Here is a 19,553-nt window from a genome sequence, read left to right on the forward strand (position 1 = left end):
GCTATGATCCGGCAGGGCTGTGTCCCTGCTTTTTTTGTACGATCCATGTCACGATCGCAATGACGGCGAGAAAACAAAGGCTGACCAGAAAACCGGGCCGGCTCGATTTCTCAAACAGCGTCCCGGAGACGGCCGCGACAATCAGCACAAGGGCGATAACAATCTGTACGGTTCCCATCTTTGTCGTTTCAAGCAGTTTCTTGCCCGAGAACAAAATGAACAGCCACGTATAAAGAAGCATCAGGCCCGCCGCGGTTGTCATGTGTTCATATATATTTTTCGGCAGCACCAATGACAGGATGATGGAGACGATGAGTCCGGCAAACGTCAATCCGAGCGCAGGCCAGCAGATTTTTTTGTTTTCCTTTAATCTGAAGCATTTCGGCGCATCCCCGTCATCGGCCATTGTACAAAGCAATGTCGTCACGGCAAACAGCGAGGCGACGAGCGTGGAAAATCCCGCAATAATAAAAATCCCGTTAAAAATATCAAGAATGATATCTAAATGAAAACCCTTCAGCGATGTAATAAACGGGCTGTCCTGTTCGGTGAATTTGCCCAGCGGCACTAACAGCAGCGCCAGGCCGAGAGAAATGACGTAAATCACCGCAAGAACGGCAAGCATCAGCCGGCCTGATTTTGAGGCTTCCTCCGGCTTTTTCAAATGCACGGTCATCAGCCCCAAGACTTCAATTCCTCCGAAGGCGTAAAACGCATAAATCAATCCCGTCCATAACCCCATCGCTCCGTGCGGGAACAAATCCTTTGATTCGTTCGGCACCTGCACATCCGGTTTATGAGAAAATATACCGCACAGCGCCAATATGGCGATGACGATAAACATAAAAATCGCCGCCGTCTTGACAACAGCGAGCACATTTTCCGTTTTTTGAAAAACGGACAGCCCCGTAAATATAATCAAGAGACCGAGCACCGCATAGATGGAGGCGAAAATCCACAGCGGCACATTCGGAAACCAATGCTTCGTAAAAAGCGAGATCGCTGTCAGCTGGCTTCCAGTGATCAGCATCTCGGACGACCAGTACACCCATCCGTTGCTGAAACCGGCCCAAGTGCCGAAAGCCTTTCTCGCATAAGCGCAAAAAGACCCCTTTTCGGGCTGTTTGGCCGAAAGCTTCGCGAGCTGCTCAAAGACAAAATAGGTGCCAAGCCCGGCAATAAGAAATGAGATCAGCGCGGAATATCCGCTTTTGACAATAGCGATGCTGGACCCGAGAAAAAAGCCCGTCCCGATTGTGCAGCCGACGCCGATTAAGGAGAGCTGCCACCAAGCGAGATTTCCTTTAGGCTGGTCCTGTGATTTACCCATGAAGTTCAACCCCTTTATCAAAGCTTAGATTGCGGCCGTCAGAAGGGGAATATACATCCAATAAATTGCTTTACATGAAACAAACGGCCGAAGTTCATAATAGAAGAAAAAAAGGAGCAGTCTGATGACACAGCAATTTATTGTACCGCCGAAAAAAGGGCTCGGCCTGAAGGTTCACAAAGGGCAGATTATAAAAGTAGTCGATGTGGAAGGGCAGCAGGTGGCTGATTTTACGGCGTATCATGCCAAGGACTTTTATGAACATCTTGATCAGGGCGCGACGATTGATGCCAACCAGTCCATTCATGTAAAAACGGGTGATCATATTTATTCGAATTTATACAAGCCGATGCTGACGCTGATTGAGGATACAGTCGGCAAGCATGACCTGCTGCTTCCCGCCTGCCGTCCGGATATGAACAGGCTTTTATACGGAAAGCATAAAGACGAGCTCCAGGATACGTGCTATGACAATATGAGCGGGGCGCTTGAACCGTTCGGGGTGCCGCGGCCGCATATGCATTACCCATTTGCCATCTTTATGAACACGGTGCTCGATGAGAAGGGGAACTTATCAGTCGAAACGCCTCTTTCTGACGCGGGTGATTATGTACGGCTCCGTGCGGAAATGGATCTCGTCGTCGCGTTTTCATCCTGTCCGATTGAAAAAGGAAAATGCAACGGAGACAGCATCACGGCGCTGCGGGTGGAAATCAGCTGATCCCGGTGTATTTGATTCACTTAAAATCTGCACCTGTGCTATATTTAACAGAGAGTCGTACATAGTGGCATGATTCATTTTCAGCATGAACGGGAAATGGATCATAAAGAAACAATGCAGGAGGAGTGATTGGGATGAGCATCCAGAAACAAATTATGAATGATCTCCATGTAAAGCCCTCAATTGATCCGAAACAAGAAATTGAGGACAGAGTGAACTTTCTGAAACAATATTTGAAAAAAACAGGTGCCAAAGGCTTTGTGCTCGGCATCAGCGGGGGGCAGGATTCCACGCTTGCGGGACGCCTCGCCCAATTGGCGGCTGAAAGCATCAGAGAAGAAGGCGGAAACGCTGAATTTATCGCCGTCCGTCTTCCGCACGGCACACAGCAGGATGAGGATGACGCCCAATTGGCGCTCAAATTCATTAAACCTGATAAATCGTGGACATTTGATATTAAGTCCGCTGTCAGCGCGTTCGCCGATCAGTACAAAAAAGACACGGGCGATCAGCTGTCTGACTTTAACAAAGGAAATGTAAAAGCCAGAATGAGAATGATCGCTCAATATGCCATCGGCGGACAAGAGGGGCTGCTTGTCATCGGAACCGACCATGCGGCCGAGGCGGTGACCGGTTTCTTCACGAAATACGGTGACGGCGGCGCTGATCTGCTGCCGCTGACCGGATTAACGAAACGCCAGGGCAGACGTTTATTAGAAGAGCTCGGTGCGCCGGAGCGCCTGTATTTGAAATTACCGACGGCCGATCTGCTTGATGAAAAACCGCAGCAGACTGATGAGACCGAACTCGGCATCACATACAATGACATTGATGATTATTTAGAAGGCAAGGATGTTTCTTCCAAAGTGATTGAGGCGCTGGAAAAACGCTACCTCAGTACGGAGCATAAGCGCCAGGTGCCGGCATCGATGTTTGATGATTGGTGGAAATAGAATAAAAAACCTCCCTTTTGAAAGGGAGGTTTTTTGTTTATCTCATTTTTATTTATCTACACTTTCATAAATCCCTACCCAATACCCTTTGCTGCTGTCATAGTATTTGCTTTTGAAAATCCATTTTGTTCCATCTAAAACGAAAGAAGCAGCGAAGTTGCCGTTAGGGCTTTGAACGAGTTTGATGGCATTAATGCCGGCATCTGCTTTCGTTGAGATTGGACTATTTTCCGCGGATGCGGATGCTGTTGGTGATGCGGCAAAGGCAGGAGCGGCAGACATCAGTAAGGCAAGAGACAACGCAGAACCGGTTAACACTTTTTTGAATTTCATTTCGAGCACTCCCTTTTCAAATGAAATGTGTTACAGTGTTAATAATTAGATGATTATCCATAAAATTCCTTCTGTATTTCTAAAATTTTTTTCTTAATTTGAAAAAACATCCCTTCAGAGGGGATGTTTTTTATTTCTTAAAGCAGTGCCTGATCTCATTCAGTGATTCTTTGATATGCTCTTCAGCATGATGACCGAAGTATTCGAGTGATACGAATCCGCCGTATTGCCTGTTCATCAGTTCTTTCAGAAAGGGTTCCTGCCGTAAATCCCCTTGCAGAACGGATACCGGCTTGCTGAGATACCAGTTGTCAAAATTCCAGTGATAGTTTTTCAGATGAATGTGGCTGACGGTATGATACAGTTTTTCCAAAGCGGACATTTGGTCAACGTGATTGACATGTAGGTTGGAGCCGTCAAAAATGGTGCGGACCCGCGGATGTCCGACATCCTCCAAAAATGCCAGCGCCGCCTCCGGTGTATCCGCGTACGTATCGTAATGAATCTCAAGCCCGATATCGACTTCATAGTCATCTGCGAGCCGTGCCGCCTGCTGAAATTGATCAACCGCACGTTGCCACTTTTCCGGTGACGTCCGGTGCGAAGGAAGATTGCCGGCAAAGACTCTGATCAAGGGACTGTGCAGCTGTCGTGCCGCGCTTAATGCCCTTTGAACATCCTTTAACGCCTGCCTTTCATCCTGAGTGGCGAAGTCAGTGTACAAACTGACGGCAGGCACCCTGATGCCTTCCTCCTGAAGCTGCTGATAAAGCCTGTCGAGCGGGCCGATTTCCTCTATATATTGTTTAGCGTGTCCGTACCACAGTTCGATTCCCTCAAAGGAGTGCTCCTTCGCGAAAGAAATGATGTCGAAAATATGCTTTTTCTTAAATCCTGTCGTGCAAAAACTCAGTTTCATCGGTAATCCTCCCGTAACTGTCTATCATATGTGTACTTTTTCCCCGGGTGCGATACGGATAAACAGGTGAAAAGGGCAGACACTTTTTTATAAGCGGGGTGTGTCTGCATCAGGTCAGTGCGGCACACAAATTGTTTAACGCTTTTTTGCGTCAAAGTATTAAATAATTAACCGAAGTGTTGTACAATTAATTTCATTCGAGTAAGGGGGGAGAAGCCATTGAAAAAAGAAACGGAGCTGAGGGCCTTCAGTCCCGTCCGCAATAAACCGACTCGCGCTCGTTATGTGATATTGGTTCTTTTGTTTTTTATCACTGCGATTAATTATATAGACCGAGCCAGTGTATCTATTGTCGGCCCATCAATTCAACATTCGCTGAACATAAGCCCCGCGCTTTTGGGCATCGTTTTTTCTGCGTTCAGCTGGACCTATACGGGGATGCAGATTCCAGGCGGGCTCATTTTGGATAAATTCGGGTCAAAACGGACATACGGAATTTCTTTATTTGTGTGGTCGGTTTTTACCGGAGTACAAGCTTTTGCGACAAGTTTCGGGTTTCTATTCGGCTGCCGCCTGCTCATCGGCATAGCTGAATCGCCGGCGTTTCCGGCAAACAACCGGATTGTCACGACATGGTTTCCAAGGCGGGAACGCGCCTTTGCGACGGGTGTTTATACGGCGGGGGAATATGTCGGGCTGGCGTTTGCCACACCGGTTTTATTCTGGGTGTTAACGGCATTTGACTGGCGCGCCGTATTTATTTCCTCAGGGGTGCTCGGAATTGTTTTCTCCATTTTCTGGTTTAAAATGTATCACGAGCCGAACGGGTATCGGAAAGTGAATCGTGAGGAGCTTGATTATATTAAAGAAGGCGGCGGACTGACTGAGGTGTCTGATTCAGCCGGCAGGATATCGTGGGCGGATTTCGTCCAGCTTCTAAAATACCGCAAGCTTGTCGGATTGTATATCGGCCAATTCGCCGTAGCCTCCACGCTGTTCTTCTTTTTGACATGGTTTCCGACTTATCTGGCGGAGGCAAAGCACATGGCTTTCTTAAAAGTCGGCTTCGCCGCATCAATCCCGTATATCGCCGCTTTTTTCGGCGTATTGTTCGGCGGATTTTGGTCTGACGGCATGATGAAACGGGGCGTGTCGGTAAACGTTGCCCGGAAAACGCCCGTCATCCTCGGTCTTCTGCTGACAGGCTCCATCGTGCTCGCGAATGTTACGGAATCTGCTCCTGCGGTTTTGACGATCTTATCCATTGCTTCTTTTGCGCAGGGCATGTCCAATATATCCTGGACGATGCTGAGTGAGGTGGCGCCAAGCGAGACAATCGGATTGGCAGGAGGCGTGTTTAACTTCTTCGCCAATATGGCCGGTATTATCACCCCGCTTATCATCGGGTTTATCGTTTCTGCGACCGGTTCATATAATGGAGCGATTCTGTTTGTCGGCGCTGTCGCATTTATCGGGGCATTTTCTTATATTTTCATTGTCGGAAAGGTGGAACGCATTACGCTCCGATAGAAAGAAAAACTCATCTCTTCTTAATAAAGGATGGGTTTTCTTTCATTGCATTATCTCTATATTTCAATATTGAGTTATCATATAATAAACATAACTTTTTCATTTCTTAGGAGGATTTCGCCGAAGATGAACGCAAAACGTGCCATTCCCGTAAGAGAAAGAAATATCGTACTGATCGGATTCATGGGTGTCGGAAAGACAACAATCGGCCAGCTGGTCGCTAAGAAATTATACAGAGACTTCATTGATATTGATCTGCAGATTGAGAAAGATTTCAAGATGTCCATCCCTGAAATGTTTGAGAAAAAAGGTGAAGCCTTTTTCCGTCAGACCGAAAAGGATTATATATTAGATATCTGCCGCAATACGAAATTCAAGATCGTGTCACTTGGGGGCGGTTCGTTTAAACAAGAGGAAATCAGACAGTGCTGCCTTGAAAACTGTCTCGTGCTCCATCTTGATTTATCATGGGAGAATTGGAAGCAGCGGGCTGATCTGCTGATTGAAAGCCGTCCCGTTCTGCATAACCGTTCCATGGATGAAATGCAGCAGCTCTTTAACGAGCGCCAAAGCATCTATGATAAACATAATTCAAAAGTGGCGACGGATAATCTGGAACCAGAAGAAATAGCCGATTATATCGTAGAAACGTTAAAAATCGGCTGGGACCTGTATCAGCCGATGTAAAAAGAGCCGTGACGCTGTGAGCGCACGGCTTTTTTGTTTTTAAACAAACGTTTATTAAAATGTTTAGAAAATGAGTGTAAAATCGTGTTAAGATAGAGTCAGAAAATTAAATCTTATAAAACAAAGGAGAATAATCGGATATGCAATTATACGACTTGCCGCTCGACCAACTGCAAACCTATAAACCAAATAAAACCGCTCCTCATGACTTTTCGGATTTTTGGGCATCATCATTACATGAGCTTGCAAAGGAAGAGGCAAAGCCTGAATTGAAGGCTGAAAGCTACCCGGCTGACGGCGTGAAAGTATTCCGGCTGACATACCGAAGCTTCGGCAAGGCGGAAATTGAGGGATGGTACGCCGTTCCCGACCGGCAAGGACCGCATCCGGCTATCGTGAAATATCACGGCTATAACGCGAGCTATGACGGGGATATACATGACATCGTAAATTGGGCGCTACACGGATATGCCGCGTTCGGCATGCTTGTCCGCGGTCAGCACAGCAGCACAGATACAGGCGTCTCACCGCACGGACACGTTCCCGGCTGGATGACAAAAGGGATTTTAGATAAAGATACATATTATTACCGCGGCGTGTACTTAGATGCCGTCCGGGCTTTGGAAGTCATCAGCGGCTTTGAGGAAGTGGATGAAACGAGGATCGCCGTCATCGGCGGGAGCCAGGGAGGCGGACTTTCAATCGCCGCGGCGGCACTATCTGACATTCCGAGAGCGGTTGCGGCCGATTATCCTTATTTAAGCAATTTTGAGCGGGCCATTGATGTCGCTCTTGATGAGCCGTATCTTGAGATTAACTCCTTTTTCAGAAAGAACGGCAGCCCTGAAACGGAGAAGGCCGCGATGAATACACTGGCCTATTTTGATATCATGAATCTGGCGGACCGCGTAAAAGTTCCGGTGCTCATGTCCATCGGGCTGATTGACCGCGTGACTCCGCCGTCGACGGTGTTTGCCGCTTACAATCATCTGGAAACGGAAAAAGAATTGAAGGTTTACCGGTATTTCGGACATGAATACATACCTTCTTTCCATACGGAAAAGCTGGCCTTTCTGAAAGCGCATCTGAAAGGCTGACGGCAGCGAAAAGCCCAAGTACTTGGGCTTTTTTCAGGAATCATCACGGAAAAGGACGGATACAGATGGAACAAAGGATCATCGAAGAATTAAAACGAATTGAAGCACAGCACGGCGTCAAGGTGCTTTATGCCGTAGAATCAGGGAGCCGCGCATGGGGATTTCCGTCAAGCGACAGCGACTACGATGTACGGTTTCTCTATGTGCCGAAAAAAGAATGGTACTTTTCGATCGAACCGCATAGGGATGTCATAGAAGAGCCGATTCATGACATGCTTGACATCAGCGGCTGGGAACTGAGAAAAGCGCTTAGGCTTTATAAAAAATCAAATCCGCCTCTTTTGGAATGGCTCTCTTCTGAGATGATCTATTATGAAGCTTTCTCAGCGGCTGAAAAGCTTCGAAAACTGAAAAACCGCGCCTTTTCGCCTGAAGCCGGCATCTATCATTATCTCAATATGGCAAAACGGAATGAAAAAACGGAATTGCGGGGCAGTGAAGTGAAGATTAAAAAGTATTTTTATGTTCTGCGTCCTCTCCTTGCCTGCAGATGGATTGAAACGTTCGGCTCCGTACCGCCGATGTCATTTCCCGTACTGGCCGATGCCTTATTGACGGATGAAGCGCTCATTTCTGAAATCAATACACTGCTTACAAGGAAAAAAAGCGGTCAGGAGCTGGCTCCGGAACCGAGAAATACGATCATTCATGCATTTATAGAAGAAGAAATAGAACGCATCGGGCACTATGTCAAAACGATCAAAACGCCGAAACCTGACATAACGGAGGAACTGAATCAGCTATTAATTCAGACCGTCGAAGAGGCGTGGGGGTAAAAAGGCGGAAATTGACGATTGCCGTCATTTCCGTCCGCCATTTTTCGGCATAATCCGCCTGCTATCTAAGAAGCTGATTGTGGTAAAACCACAAAAATTTATCAGAATCTTTGTATTTTTAGAATATTGTGAGAGGATGTTTTGTCCATTTACAATAGACTCATACAAATACTTCTTAGATTGCGGGGTGTTAAGGTTGGAAGTGATTACAAGAGATTTTTTCTTATTTTTATCCAAGAGCAGCTTTCTCAATAAGATGGCGCGAAGCTGGGGAAGCCGTGTGGCAGCCGGCAAAATCATCGGAGGAATGGATTTCCGCAGTTCTATCCCGACAATCCGACATTTGAACAGCCAGGGGCTGTCAGTTACTGTCGATCATTTGGGGGAATTTGTCAACAGCGGTGATGTCGCGAAAGAACGCACCGAGGAGTGCATGCAGACCATCGCCTTAATCGCTGATGAACAGCTGAATTCCCAAGTGTCATTAAAAATGACGTCTTTAGGTCTTGATATAGATCTCGATCTTGTCTATGAAAATATGACGAAAATCCTCCAGACGGCTGAAAAACATAAAGTCATGGTGACGATTGACATGGAAGACGAAACGAGATGCCAGAAAACGCTGGATATCTTTAAAGACTTCCGGAGCCGGTATGAATACGTAAGCACCGTAGTGCAGGCTTATCTGTACAGAACGGAGAAGGATCTGGATGACCTCAGCCCGCTGAATCCGTTTCTGCGGCTTGTCAAAGGGGCCTATAAAGAATCGGAAAAGGTGGCCTATCCTGAAAAAAGCGACGTCGATGAAAATTATAAAAGACTCATCCGCAAACAGCTTTTAAAAGGACATTATACGGCAGTTGCCACGCATGATGACAAAATGATCGAGTTTACAAAACAGCTTGCCAAAGAGCACGGCATTCCAAACGACCGTTTTGAGTTTCAGATGCTGTACGGCATGCGCTCGCAAACCCAGCTCAGCCTGGTGGAGGAAGGATACCGCATGAGAGTCTACCTGCCTTACGGGGATGACTGGTACGGCTACTTCATGAGACGGCTCGCCGAACGCCCCTCAAACATCGCATTCGCCTTTAAAGGAATGACTAAGAAGTAAAAAAGGGAGAGATGACAATGACTACACCTTATAAACACGAACCATTCACGAATTTCCAAGATCAATCGAACGTTGAAGAATTTAAGAAAGCGCTTGCGACGGTAAATGAATATCTGGGAAAAGATTATCCGCTCGTCATCAACGGTGAAAAGGTAGAGACGGAAGCGAAAATCGTTTCAATCAATCCGGCTGATAAAGAAGAAGTCGTCGGAAAAGTGTCAAAGGCGTCCCAGGAGCACGCTGAGCAGGCGATTGAGGCAGCTGCGAAAGCATTTGAAGAGTGGAGATACACATCCCCTGAAGAAAGAGCGGCCGTTTTGTTCCGCGCAGCTGCCAAAGTCCGCCGCAGAAAGCACGAATTCTCCGCCCTGCTCGTCAAGGAAGCGGGAAAACCTTGGAACGAAGCTGATGCAGATACGGCTGAAGCGATTGACTTCATGGAGTATTATGCACGCCAAATGATCGAACTGGCAAAAGGCAAACCGGTCAACAGCCGTGAAGGTGAGAAAAACCAATATGTGTACACGCCGACTGGAGTGACAGTTGTTATTCCGCCGTGGAACTTCTTGTTTGCGATCATGGCAGGAACAACAGTGGCGCCGATCGTTACTGGAAACACAGTGGTTCTAAAACCTGCGAGTGCTACACCTGTTATTGCAGCAAAATTTGTTGAGGTGCTTGAAGAGTCCGGATTGCCAAAAGGCGTAGTCAACTTTGTGCCGGGAAGCGGAGCAGAAGTAGGCGATTATCTTGTTGACCATCCGAAAACAAGCCTTATCACATTTACAGGATCACGTGAAGTCGGTACGAGAATTTTCGAACGCGCGGCGAAAGTGCAGCCGGGCCAGCAGCACTTAAAGCGTGTCATTGCTGAAATGGGCGGTAAAGATACGGTTGTTGTCGACGAGGACGCGGACATTGAATTAGCGGCTCAATCGATCTTTACATCAGCATTCGGCTTTGCCGGACAAAAATGTTCTGCAGGTTCACGTGCAGTTGTCCATGAAAAAGTGTATGATCAAGTATTAGAGCGTGTCATTGAAATTACGGAATCAAAAGTAACTGCTAAACCTGACAGTGCAGATGTTTATATGGGGCCTGTCATCGACCAAGGTTCTTACGACAAGATCATGAGCTACATTGAAATCGGAAAAGAAGAAGGCCGTTTAGTAAGCGGCGGCACCGGAGATGATTCAAAAGGCTACTTTATTAAGCCGACGATCTTCGCTGACCTTGATCCGAAAGCCAGACTCATGCAGGAAGAAATTTTCGGGCCTGTCGTGGCGTTTTCTAAAGTGTCAAACTTTGATGAAGCTTTAGAAGTGGCCAACAATACTGAATATGGTTTGACAGGCGCGGTCATTACAAATAACCGCAAACATATTGAACGGGCGAAACAGGAATTCCATGTCGGCAACCTGTACTTCAACCGCAATTGTACGGGAGCGATTGTCGGCTACCATCCGTTCGGCGGCTTCAAAATGTCCGGCACTGATTCAAAAGCGGGCGGCCCGGATTATTTGGCCCTCCACATGCAGGCGAAAACAATCAGTGAAATGTTTTAAGAGGGACTGAATGGGCATCCTCCTCGCGGGGGGTGTCCATTTCACCATAAACATATAAAGCGGAGGAGGAAATGCCATAGCAAACATTCAGTTGATTATTTCCATTTGTATTTATATGGCGGGTATGCTGTTTATCGGTTATTTCGCCTACAGACGGACGTCAAATCTGACGGATTACATGCTCGGGGGGCGTTCTTTAGGCCCTGCCGTCACAGCGCTCAGCGCGGGAGCGGCGGATATGAGCGGATGGCTCTTGATGGGGCTTCCGGGTGCTATGTTCTCGACAGGATTAAGCGGCGCTTGGATTGTGCTCGGGCTTGTGCTCGGGGCGTGGGCGAACTGGCTTTTCGTGGCGCCGAGGCTGAGAACGTATACCGAAAAAGCGGGGAATTCCATCACCATTCCGGGTTTCCTTGAAAACCGTTTCGGTGACCATACGAAGCTTCTCAGACTGTTTTCGGGTCTTGTTATTCTCGTCTTTTTCACATTTTACGTATCATCCGGCATGGTCTCAGGAGGCGTCTTATTCAACAGCATTTTAGGGTTGAATTACCACACGGGACTGTGGGTCGTGACAGGCGTCGTTGTCGCCTACACCTTGTTCGGAGGCTTTTTGGCGGTAAGCTGGACGGACTTTGTTCAAGGGATCATTATGTTTGTGGCGCTTATTCTCGTGCCGATTGTGACGATTTTCCATACGGGCGGCCCGGGGGAAACCGTTGCCGATATCCGTTCCGTCAACCCGGAACTGTTTAACATGTTCAAAGGGACGACCGTCCTCGGCATTATTTCTTTATTTGCGTGGGGGCTCGGCTATTTCGGGCAGCCGCATATTATTGTGCGCTTTATGGCGATCACATCTGTGAAAGAAATCAAACGCGCCAGACGGATCGGAATGGGATGGATGATTTTGTCTGCACTAGGCGCGCTGTTTACGGGTCTTGCGGGAATCGCGTATTACCACCAGCACGGACTGAAGCTGGCTGATCCGGAAACCATTTTTATTCAGCTCGGCAACATTCTGTTCCACCCGATTATTACGGGTTTTCTCATTTCTGCGATTTTAGCGGCCATTATGAGTACGATTTCGTCTCAGCTGCTCGTTACGTCCAGTTCTTTAGTGGAGGATTTGTATAAGTCCATGTTCAGGCGTTCGGCTTCTGATAAGGAACTCGTATTTCTGGGGAGAATGGCAGTGCTTGCGGTGTCAATCATCGCTTTGGTGCTCGCCTGGGAGAAAAACAACACGATACTTGGTCTTGTCAGCTATGCATGGGCGGGATTCGGCGCGTCATTCGGGCCGGTCGTACTGCTCAGTTTATTTTGGAAACGGATGACGAAATGGGGGGCACTCGCCGGCATGATTGCGGGAGCGATTACCGTAATCATTTGGGCGAATGCCGGTCTTTCAGACTTTTTGTACGAAATCATTCCGGGCTTTGCTGTAAGCCTTGCCGCTGTATTTGTCGTCAGCTTATTGACACAGGCTCCGTCAAAAGATGTCACAGATCAGTTTCATGATTACCGTGATACACTTTCTCAATAAAAGCAAGGAACGAGAGGAAGAAGGGACCGCCCTTTTTCCTCTTTTCACGATACAGGCTTTCGGATCATGCCGTTTTGGGAATAGGTGAATTTTTTTCTATACAAAAAGTCACCCCGCAGAGTATGATAAAGATAAAAAGAGCATAGGAGAAATAGGTATGGAAGAGCTTTTAGAGAGAGTTTTTTCATTTACGGACATTGATAAATTAATTGATTTCATCAGTTATGAATTGCAGAAGCCCGTTATTCTGGAAAGCGCGGATTTCTTTTTGCTTGCCTATAATTCTTATTACATTAATCACTTCGACTCCGCCAACCAGCAGACGATATTTTCAAAAAAATGCCCCGTGCAGATTTTTGAAAGGTTTCTGAAGGACGGGGTGATCGAAAAGCTGAAAACCGTTCCTGAACCGTTCCGTGTCGAAAAAATAGACAGTATCGGACTGAATCAGAGAGTGGTTGTAAGCGCAAAACATAAAGGGGAAGTGATGGGCTACATCTGGATTCAGGAGCTCGACCGAAACTTGACGGACGAGGAGCTCGATTTTTTATATGAAACTTCATTTCATGTCGGAAAAATCATCTATAAAACGAACCGGCTGAAACAAGAAAAAGAAGAAAGAGCGGAAGACCTGGTGAAACGGGCGATCTTTCAGCAATTCTCCTCTGAAAAGGAGTTCAGGCGGGAAGCGGAAAAGATGAACGCCGTGCTGCCGTCGGTTTTTTCAGTAGTCGTCCTGCACGCCGCAAATGGGGATGGGGAGGCAGTCGAAGATGTGAAGGAAAACATCAAATCGTACTTGAATTTGCGGGATAAAGTCAGTCACGTCTTAACCATTGATTCCAATATTGTCATCGTCGTCGCAAGCTTCTCGCAAAAAAGCTCCGGCACTTCGGCAGCATCTGAATTTATCCACAAACTGCTGACTCATTTTCACTTTCAGAAGATCCCCACTCCCATCTATATCGGAATCGGCAATGAATACAGCAGCATCCTGAAGCTCGGCAAAAGTTATATAGAGGCCCTTGAAGTCATAAAGGCCGCAGAAATAACCGGAAACCAGGAAAATATCCCGTACGAATACAGTAAGCTCGGGATTTACCGCTATCTTGAAAGCATCGAAGAAAAAAACGCCTCACTGGAATATGTAAACGATGATTTAGCGTTATTAAAAGCCAAAGACAGAGAAAGCAGTACCGAACTGCTGAAAACGTTAGAAATCTATCTCCTCAATAACTGCAAAACAAAACCAGCCGCAGAACAGCTTTTTATTCATCAAAACACATTGAACTACCGTATCAAACAGATTCTTGACATGACATCAATTAATTTAAACGACTTCAGGACAAGGTGCCAGCTGTACCTCGATATCATGCTGATGAAAAAGAAATAAAAAAGAAACCAGTCGCCGTACTGGTTTCAGTTTTAATACCTTCCCGCTTAACCTCACTTCTGAATCACTCCTTTTCCGCAAGAGAGAAATGAATAAACACTGCTCCTCAATATGTGTTATACTTTCATTGATATTGATTCTCAATTAAAAATGTTTGAAGTATAGATATAAACGGGAGGCAGAACGATGGCGGAAAATCATGAGGTGTATGACGTCACGATTATAGGCGGAGGCCCGATCGGCCTGTTTGCGGCTTTTTATTGCGGGATGCGTGAGCTGAAAACGAAAGTGATCGAGTTTTTGCCGCGGCTCGGAGGGAAAGTGTCTATGTTTTTCCCTGAAAAAATCATCCGTGATATCGGCGGAATACCTGGGATTGTCGGAGAACAGCTTATTAGGCAGCTGAAGGAACAGGCTGCGACATTTAAGCCGGATATCGTGTTGAATCAGCGGGTGACCGGATTTGAACGGCTGGAAGACGGAACCATTGTGCTGGAAAGTTCCAAAGGGGAAAAGCACTATACGCGCACGGTGATTTTGGCCGTCGGCATGGGAACGCTTGAGGTCAATGAACTTGACAGCGCGGATGCGAGCCGTTATTCGGGAAAGAACCTTCATTATAAAGTGGAGAAGCTTGATGCGTTTCAGGGGAAGCATGTCGTGATTTCCGGAGGGGGAGATACCGCGGTTGACTGGGCGAATGAGCTGGAACCGATTGCGGCGTCTGTTACCGTCTTGCACCGCAGGGAGGAGTTCGGCGGTTTGGAAAGCAGCGTGGCGAAAATGAAGCGGTCTTCCGTGCGGGTGCTTGCGCCGTATCGACTGAAGCATCTCAACGGCACCGGAGAACGGATCGAGAGCGTCACCATTTGCCAAACTGAGTCCGGACTTTCTGAAGTCATCAAGCTTGATGAGCTCATTATCAACCACGGGTTTAAAATTGATCTCGGTCCGATGAAGGACTGGGGGCTTGAGATTGAAGAAGGCAGGATTAAAGCTGACAGACATATGCGGACGAATCTTCCGGGCGTGTTTGTCGCCGGTGACGCCGCCCATTATGAAAGCAAGCTCAGATTGATTGCCGGCGGTTTCACGGAGGGGCCGACCGCCGTGAACAGCGCCAAAGCATATTTGGACCCGCAGGCGGATCAGATGGCGATGTATTCGACTCACCATAAAAAATTGGTGACACAATAAAAAAGGGCTGACCCCCGATGTTGAGCCTGGGGGTCAGAAAAGCATTCCGGCGTATCAGCTGTGAACGAGCATGTCTTTCATTTCATTTCGTATAAACGCAAATAACTGTTCCTGATTTTTCACGGCGGTAAACCCGCAGCCGGCGGGGACGTCTTCGCCCATGCAGATGACGGGAGGGCGGTTTGCTGACGGATCCGGTGATATGCCGATTTGTTTTCCGGCGCTGATCAAATGCTGAGCGGATTCTTTGCCCGTACAGATAATCATTTGCAGAGGAGACTCACTGATCGTGCGTTCGATCATGGAAGTGAACCGCTCATCCGCGATATGTTCATGGGTGATATAAAAAGAGCATGATTTTGAGTTTGACAAGTTTTCTGCTGCTTGACGGCTTCCTACGATGAGTGAATGCGGAGAATCAATTTGACATTCGGATAGGAGAAAGCCCCGTTTTGTCAGTTCCGTCTTTGCGGCCTCAGTCGCTGCATTCAGGGTTGCGGTCACCCGGCGGATGTCGATCTGTTTGAAAGCCAGTGTGTCAAAGAATTCGCATACCGCAAGGCGCGATGTGAAAAATAGTTGTTCAAAGGTGCTGATCTGTTTCAGGATGTTTTCGTTTGCGGGCATTTTTTTAACGATCCGCTTCGGCCATTCAATAACATCGGCGCCATACTCGCGCAGCTTGTCTGTCAATGTATGTTCTTCATCGCCATGAGTGACAACCATGATATGCCGCCCGATGAACGGTTTGCTTTCAAACCAGCTGTGTGTTTGAAAATTGACAATATCACCGATGACGATAATGGCAGGGTTGGTGATGTTTTGGCTTTGAACTTTTTCATGGATGTCCTGAAGCGTTCCTTTAACGCTTCGCTGCCGCCCCCACGTCCCCCATTGAATGACGAGTACGGGAACGGAAGGGGATTTTCCGTACTCCATAAGCTGCCGGCATATAAACGACAGATTTTTAACGCCCATGTAAAACACAAGCGTTTGAACGCTTCGGGCAAGCCCTTCCCAGTCGAGATTCGGCCTGCCTTGCAATGATGTATCATGAGCGGTGATCATCGCGAAGGACGAAGCGAAATCACGATGGGTGACGGGGACTCCCGCATACAGCGGCGCTGCGATTCCCGAGGTGATGCCGGGCACCATTTCGTAGCGGATGCCGTGCTGATGAAGCGCCTCCGCTTCTTCGCCGACTCTGCCGAACACACTTGGGTCTCCGCCTTTCAAGCGGACGACGGTGCAGCCCTCCGCCGCTTTTTCAATCAGCAGGGCATTTATCTCAGACTGTTTCATAAAATGACGGTCGGGCAGCTTTCCGCAATAAATGAACCGGCAGTCCGGTGAGGCATATTCAAGAAACTTTGGGTTTGCGAGCCGGTCATACAAAATGATATCCGCTTTCTCCAGAGCCTGTTTTCCTTTTACGGTGATCAGCCCCGGGTCTCCTGGTCCGGCACCGACAAAATATACGATTCCGTTTTTCATGATGGCGTCATCCCTTCAGCAATTTAAAAAATGAAGGACCACTTGAAAAAGTGATCCGGTCTTTGCTCAATACAGGAGGTATACATTCTCTCCTTCAATCAGTGTTTCGTATGTTTTGACACAGCCATGATCCGGCTCTTGGACTTTTCCGTCTTCTAAGGAGATTTTCCAGTCATGCATCGGACAGAAGACGTATTCTCCGCTGACGATGCCTTCAGCCAGGACGCCCCCTTTATGGGGACAGCGATTTTCGACGGCGCGGACGCTCCCGTCAGAAAGCTTAAATACGGCAAGCTCTTTATCTTCTATATATACGGTTTTTCCTAACTCCTCGGGTAATTCGTTTACTTTGCCTATGCAAACCTTTGTCATATCTTTATTAACCATGTCCGTTCCCCCTTACTGTTTTATGAAGTCGTGACGACATTTTCGAATAGATCTTTAGATGCTTTTTTATCTTTAAGGAAGTATTGCCACGGATCTTTGTGGACAGAGAGTGTCTCATTCATTCTGTCGTTGAGCTCCTGCCGTTTTTCCGGATCGTTTAATACGGATTGGACATGAGATAGACCGACGCGCTCAAGCCATGCGGATGTCCGCTCCAGATAGTTTGCCGTTTCTCTGTAGTACTGAAGGTAAGCCCCCGCATATTCTAAGACTTCTTCATTCGTTTTTACTTTCATCAGCAAATCACCGGCGCGCAAATGGGTTCCGCCGTTTCCGCCGACATAAAGCTCCCAGCCTCCGTCGATGCCGACAACGCCAAGGTCCTTAATGCCTGATTCCGCACAGTTCCGAGGGCAGGCGGACACGGCCATTTTAACCTTATGAGGCGTATTGAGCCCTTCGAATTTTTTCTCAAGCGCAATGCCCAGTGCCATGGAGTCTTGCGTGCCGAAGCGGCAGAATTGTTCGCCTACGCACGTTTTTACCGTGCGGAGTGTTTTTCCGTACGCGTAGCCTGACGGCATATCAAGCTCGGCCCATACTTTCGGCAGGTCTTCTTTTTTGACGCCGATGAGATCAATCCGCTGGCCGCCTGTCATTTTAACGAGCGGGATTTCATATTTGTCGACGACATCGGCGATCTTGCGAAGATCCTGAGAGTTGGTCACGCCGCCGTACATCCGGGGCACGACTGAGTATGTTCCGTCTTTTTGAATATTGGCGTGCATCCGTTCGTTCACAAAACGGGATGTTCTGTCATCCTCGTATGTAGCCGGATTAATCATGCCTAAGTAGTAGTTGAGGGCAGGACGGCATTTGGAGCAGCCCTCCGGCGTTTTCCAGCCGAGCACGTTCATGATTTCTCTTGTATGGGACAGCCCTTTGGCTTTGATTTCTTCTACGACTTCATCTCTCGACAGTGATGTGCAGCCGCAAATCGCTTCTTTTTGCGCGGACGCGTCAAATTCTGAGCCCAATGTATATTGAAGAATGTCTTCCACGAGCGGTTTACAGCCTCCGCAGGAACGGGATGCCCCGGTGCATGCTTTGATTTCGTCCGTTGATGTGCAGCCTTTTTCCTGAATGGCTTGAATAATCACGCCTTTTGAAACGCCATTGCAGCCGCAGATGATTTCATCGTCGCTCATCGCCGCGGTCATGCTTGCGCCTGCTTCCTGGTCAAGAGGCTGTAAGATTGATATTTTGGAAGTTTCGGAGATATCGGCTTCTTTTTGAATCATAGAAAACAGGCGGCCGCCCTCGCTGCTGTCGCCGAACAAAACAGCGCCGACAATTTGATTGCCCCTCAGGACGATTTTTTTATAAATGCCGTCCTGTTCATCGAACACTTTAATCGCTTTTTTGTCCTCTGATTCGTTAAAGTCACCGGCAGAGAAGACTTCGACGCCTGATACCTTTAATTGAGTGGAGAGAACGGAGCCTTCATACGGTTTTGTGTCAATGCCGCAAATATGTTTGGCCAGCACTTTCGCCTGTTCATAGAGCGGCGCCACAAGACCGTATGCAATTCCGCGGTGCTCGGCACATTCACCGACCGCGTAAATGTGCGGAATGTCAGTCTGCATATAATCATTGACGATGATTCCGCGGTTTACCGGAATGCCGCTTTCTGTGCCAAGCTGTGTATTCGGGCGGATGCCGACCGCCATGACGACCAGGTCAGCTTCGATGCTTGTGCCGTCTTTGAAGCGTACGCCTTCGACACGGTCAGTACCGAGAATTTCTTCGGTTTGCTTTTCAAGGAAAAAGGTCATGCCTTGTTTTTCTAATTCGTTTTGCAGCAGGCGTCCCGCCGCTGCGTCAAGCTGGCGCTCCATCAGGAATGGGGCGAGGTGGATCACAGATACGTCCATGCCGAGATTCAGCAGTCCGCGTGCGGCTTCCAATCCTAGCAGTCCTCCGCCGATGACGGCTGCTTTTTTATATTGTTTTGACGCGGCGAGCATCGTGTCGGTATCTTTTATGTCCCGGAATGCCGTGACGCCTTGTTTGTCTGCGCCCGGAATCGGAAGGATAAAAGGGACAGAGCCTGTCGCCAGGATGAGTTCATCGTAAGGCTGGATTCTGTCTGCATCGGTGATGACGGTTTTGTTTTCCGTGTCGACTTTGATGACTGTTTCACCGGTATACAGCTGGATGTTGTTTTCTTTGTACCAGTTCCAATCGTTTAATGTAATGTCTTGAATGTCGGTATCGCCTTGCAGCACTTTTGACAGAAGGATTCGGTTATAGTTGGGATGAGGTTCGGCCCCGAATATTGTAATCTCGAATTCGTCTTTTGAAACACGCAGTATTTCTTCAATCGCTCTTACCCCGGCCATTCCATTTCCAACAAGGACTAGCTGTTTTTTTCCCATCAGATGATCCGCT

Annotated in this window: 17 protein-coding genes; 11 read left to right on the top strand and 6 right to left on the bottom strand. The window is 47.8% G+C overall.

Translation table 11 applies throughout. The features are described from left to right. Window position 1: 1 nt before the first annotated feature. Complete coding sequence (locus OTK50_RS18745) at window positions 2-1,330, bottom strand: amino acid permease (RefSeq protein ID WP_007409059.1); 1,329 nt, start codon at window positions 1,328-1,330, stop codon at window positions 2-4. Between the two features lie 124 nt (window positions 1,331-1,454). On the opposite strand from OTK50_RS18745, the gene OTK50_RS18750 reads away from it, so the two are divergent. Both OTK50_RS18750 and nadE read left to right on the top strand, forming a co-directional pair. Further along, a complete protein-coding gene (locus OTK50_RS18750) occupies window positions 1,455-2,051 on the top strand; it encodes a DUF1989 domain-containing protein (RefSeq protein WP_011996295.1) in 597 nt (198 codons plus the stop codon). 134 nt (window positions 2,052-2,185) lie between these two features. Then, entirely contained in the window at window positions 2,186-3,004 is an 819-nt protein-coding gene (gene nadE / locus OTK50_RS18755; protein ID WP_094032907.1) for an ammonia-dependent NAD(+) synthetase, read from the top strand. A 48-nt stretch (window positions 3,005-3,052) separates the two neighbouring features. Here nadE and OTK50_RS18760 read toward each other — a convergent pair whose 3' ends face one another. After that, window positions 3,053-3,337: an antimicrobial peptide LCI gene (locus tag OTK50_RS18760; RefSeq protein ID WP_007409062.1), complete on the bottom strand. Its 285-nt coding sequence runs from the start codon at window positions 3,335-3,337 to the stop codon at window positions 3,053-3,055. A gap of 130 nt (window positions 3,338-3,467) precedes the next feature. Further along, window positions 3,468-4,256: a sugar phosphate isomerase/epimerase family protein gene (locus OTK50_RS18765; RefSeq protein WP_020955290.1), complete on the bottom strand. Its 789-nt coding sequence runs from the start codon at window positions 4,254-4,256 to the stop codon at window positions 3,468-3,470. 219 nt (window positions 4,257-4,475) lie between these two features. On the opposite strand from OTK50_RS18765, the gene OTK50_RS18770 reads away from it, so the two are divergent. From OTK50_RS18770 to OTK50_RS18810, 9 genes are all read left to right on the top strand, one after another. Continuing rightward, complete coding sequence (locus OTK50_RS18770; RefSeq protein WP_266122000.1) at window positions 4,476-5,786, top strand: MFS transporter; 1,311 nt, start codon at window positions 4,476-4,478, stop codon at window positions 5,784-5,786. Window positions 5,787-5,912: 126 nt separating this feature from the next. Next, window positions 5,913-6,473 (top strand): shikimate kinase, encoded by a 561-nt coding sequence (locus tag OTK50_RS18775; protein WP_032872779.1) that lies wholly within the window; start codon window positions 5,913-5,915, stop codon window positions 6,471-6,473. Window positions 6,474-6,613: 140 nt separating this feature from the next. Beyond that, window positions 6,614-7,570 (top strand): cephalosporin C deacetylase, encoded by a 957-nt coding sequence (cah, locus tag OTK50_RS18780; RefSeq protein ID WP_045206676.1) that lies wholly within the window; start codon window positions 6,614-6,616, stop codon window positions 7,568-7,570. 65 nt (window positions 7,571-7,635) lie between these two features. Next, window positions 7,636-8,406, top strand: coding sequence for a nucleotidyltransferase domain-containing protein (locus OTK50_RS18785; protein WP_045206678.1), 771 nt, complete (start codon window positions 7,636-7,638; stop codon window positions 8,404-8,406). 202 nt (window positions 8,407-8,608) lie between these two features. After that, entirely contained in the window at window positions 8,609-9,520 is a 912-nt protein-coding gene (locus OTK50_RS18790) for a proline dehydrogenase family protein (RefSeq protein ID WP_087920787.1), read from the top strand. A gap of 17 nt (window positions 9,521-9,537) precedes the next feature. Next, the gene (gene pruA, locus OTK50_RS18795) at window positions 9,538-11,085 is read left to right on the top strand and encodes an L-glutamate gamma-semialdehyde dehydrogenase (protein ID WP_011996302.1); all 1,548 of its coding nucleotides are present in this window, start codon (window positions 9,538-9,540) and stop codon (window positions 11,083-11,085) included. A 91-nt stretch (window positions 11,086-11,176) separates the two neighbouring features. Further along, window positions 11,177-12,631: a sodium/proline symporter PutP gene (gene putP, locus OTK50_RS18800; protein ID WP_007609276.1), complete on the top strand. Its 1,455-nt coding sequence runs from the start codon at window positions 11,177-11,179 to the stop codon at window positions 12,629-12,631. Between the two features lie 157 nt (window positions 12,632-12,788). After that, window positions 12,789-14,024 (top strand): PucR family transcriptional regulator, encoded by a 1,236-nt coding sequence (locus OTK50_RS18805; protein WP_045206681.1) that lies wholly within the window; start codon window positions 12,789-12,791, stop codon window positions 14,022-14,024. A 186-nt stretch (window positions 14,025-14,210) separates the two neighbouring features. Next, the gene (locus OTK50_RS18810; protein ID WP_224224018.1) at window positions 14,211-15,221 is read left to right on the top strand and encodes an NAD(P)/FAD-dependent oxidoreductase; all 1,011 of its coding nucleotides are present in this window, start codon (window positions 14,211-14,213) and stop codon (window positions 15,219-15,221) included. A gap of 54 nt (window positions 15,222-15,275) precedes the next feature. On the opposite strand, the gene cobA is transcribed toward OTK50_RS18810, so the two are convergent. The 3 genes from cobA to nasD all read right to left on the bottom strand — a co-directional run bounded on the left by cobA (window position 15,276) and on the right by nasD (window position 19,540). Beyond that, window positions 15,276-16,715, bottom strand: coding sequence for a uroporphyrinogen-III C-methyltransferase (gene cobA, locus OTK50_RS18815; RefSeq protein ID WP_130571633.1), 1,440 nt, complete (start codon window positions 16,713-16,715; stop codon window positions 15,276-15,278). 66 nt (window positions 16,716-16,781) lie between these two features. Further along, window positions 16,782-17,102, bottom strand: a complete 321-nt coding sequence (gene nirD, locus OTK50_RS18820; RefSeq protein WP_007409365.1) for a nitrite reductase small subunit NirD — start codon at window positions 17,100-17,102, stop codon at window positions 16,782-16,784. Window positions 17,103-17,122: 20 nt separating this feature from the next. Further along, a complete protein-coding gene (gene nasD, locus OTK50_RS18825; RefSeq protein WP_224224019.1) occupies window positions 17,123-19,540 on the bottom strand; it encodes an NADPH-nitrite reductase in 2,418 nt (805 codons plus the stop codon). Window positions 19,541-19,553: the final 13 nt, after the last annotated feature.

This window comes from Bacillus sp. NEAU-CP5, from assembly GCF_026420705.1.
GTDB classification, from domain to species: domain Bacteria; phylum Bacillota; class Bacilli; order Bacillales; family Bacillaceae; genus Bacillus; species Bacillus velezensis.

Bases quoted from the DNA above. Each gene is read 5' to 3' on its own strand.
- OTK50_RS18745 (WP_007409059.1), bottom strand. From the start codon at position 1,330: ATGGGTAAATCACAGGACCAGCCTAAAGGAAATCTCGCTTGGTGGCAG.
- OTK50_RS18750 (WP_011996295.1), top strand. From the start codon at position 1,455: ATGACACAGCAATTTATTGTACCGCCGAAAAAAGGGCTCGGCCTGAAG.
- nadE (WP_094032907.1), top strand. From the start codon at position 2,186: ATGAGCATCCAGAAACAAATTATGAATGATCTCCATGTAAAGCCCTCA.
- OTK50_RS18760 (WP_007409062.1), bottom strand. From the start codon at position 3,337: ATGAAATTCAAAAAAGTGTTAACCGGTTCTGCGTTGTCTCTTGCCTTA.
- OTK50_RS18765 (WP_020955290.1), bottom strand. From the start codon at position 4,256: ATGAAACTGAGTTTTTGCACGACAGGATTTAAGAAAAAGCATATTTTC.
- OTK50_RS18775 (WP_032872779.1), top strand. From the start codon at position 5,913: ATGAACGCAAAACGTGCCATTCCCGTAAGAGAAAGAAATATCGTACTG.
- cah (WP_045206676.1), top strand. From the start codon at position 6,614: ATGCAATTATACGACTTGCCGCTCGACCAACTGCAAACCTATAAACCA.
- OTK50_RS18785 (WP_045206678.1), top strand. From the start codon at position 7,636: ATGGAACAAAGGATCATCGAAGAATTAAAACGAATTGAAGCACAGCAC.
- pruA (WP_011996302.1), top strand. From the start codon at position 9,538: ATGACTACACCTTATAAACACGAACCATTCACGAATTTCCAAGATCAA.
- OTK50_RS18805 (WP_045206681.1), top strand. From the start codon at position 12,789: ATGGAAGAGCTTTTAGAGAGAGTTTTTTCATTTACGGACATTGATAAA.
- OTK50_RS18810 (WP_224224018.1), top strand. From the start codon at position 14,211: ATGGCGGAAAATCATGAGGTGTATGACGTCACGATTATAGGCGGAGGC.
- cobA (WP_130571633.1), bottom strand. From the start codon at position 16,715: ATGAAAAACGGAATCGTATATTTTGTCGGTGCCGGACCAGGAGACCCG.
- nirD (WP_007409365.1), bottom strand. From the start codon at position 17,102: ATGGTTAATAAAGATATGACAAAGGTTTGCATAGGCAAAGTAAACGAA.
- nasD (WP_224224019.1), bottom strand. From the start codon at position 19,540: ATGGGAAAAAAACAGCTAGTCCTTGTTGGAAATGGAATGGCCGGGGTA.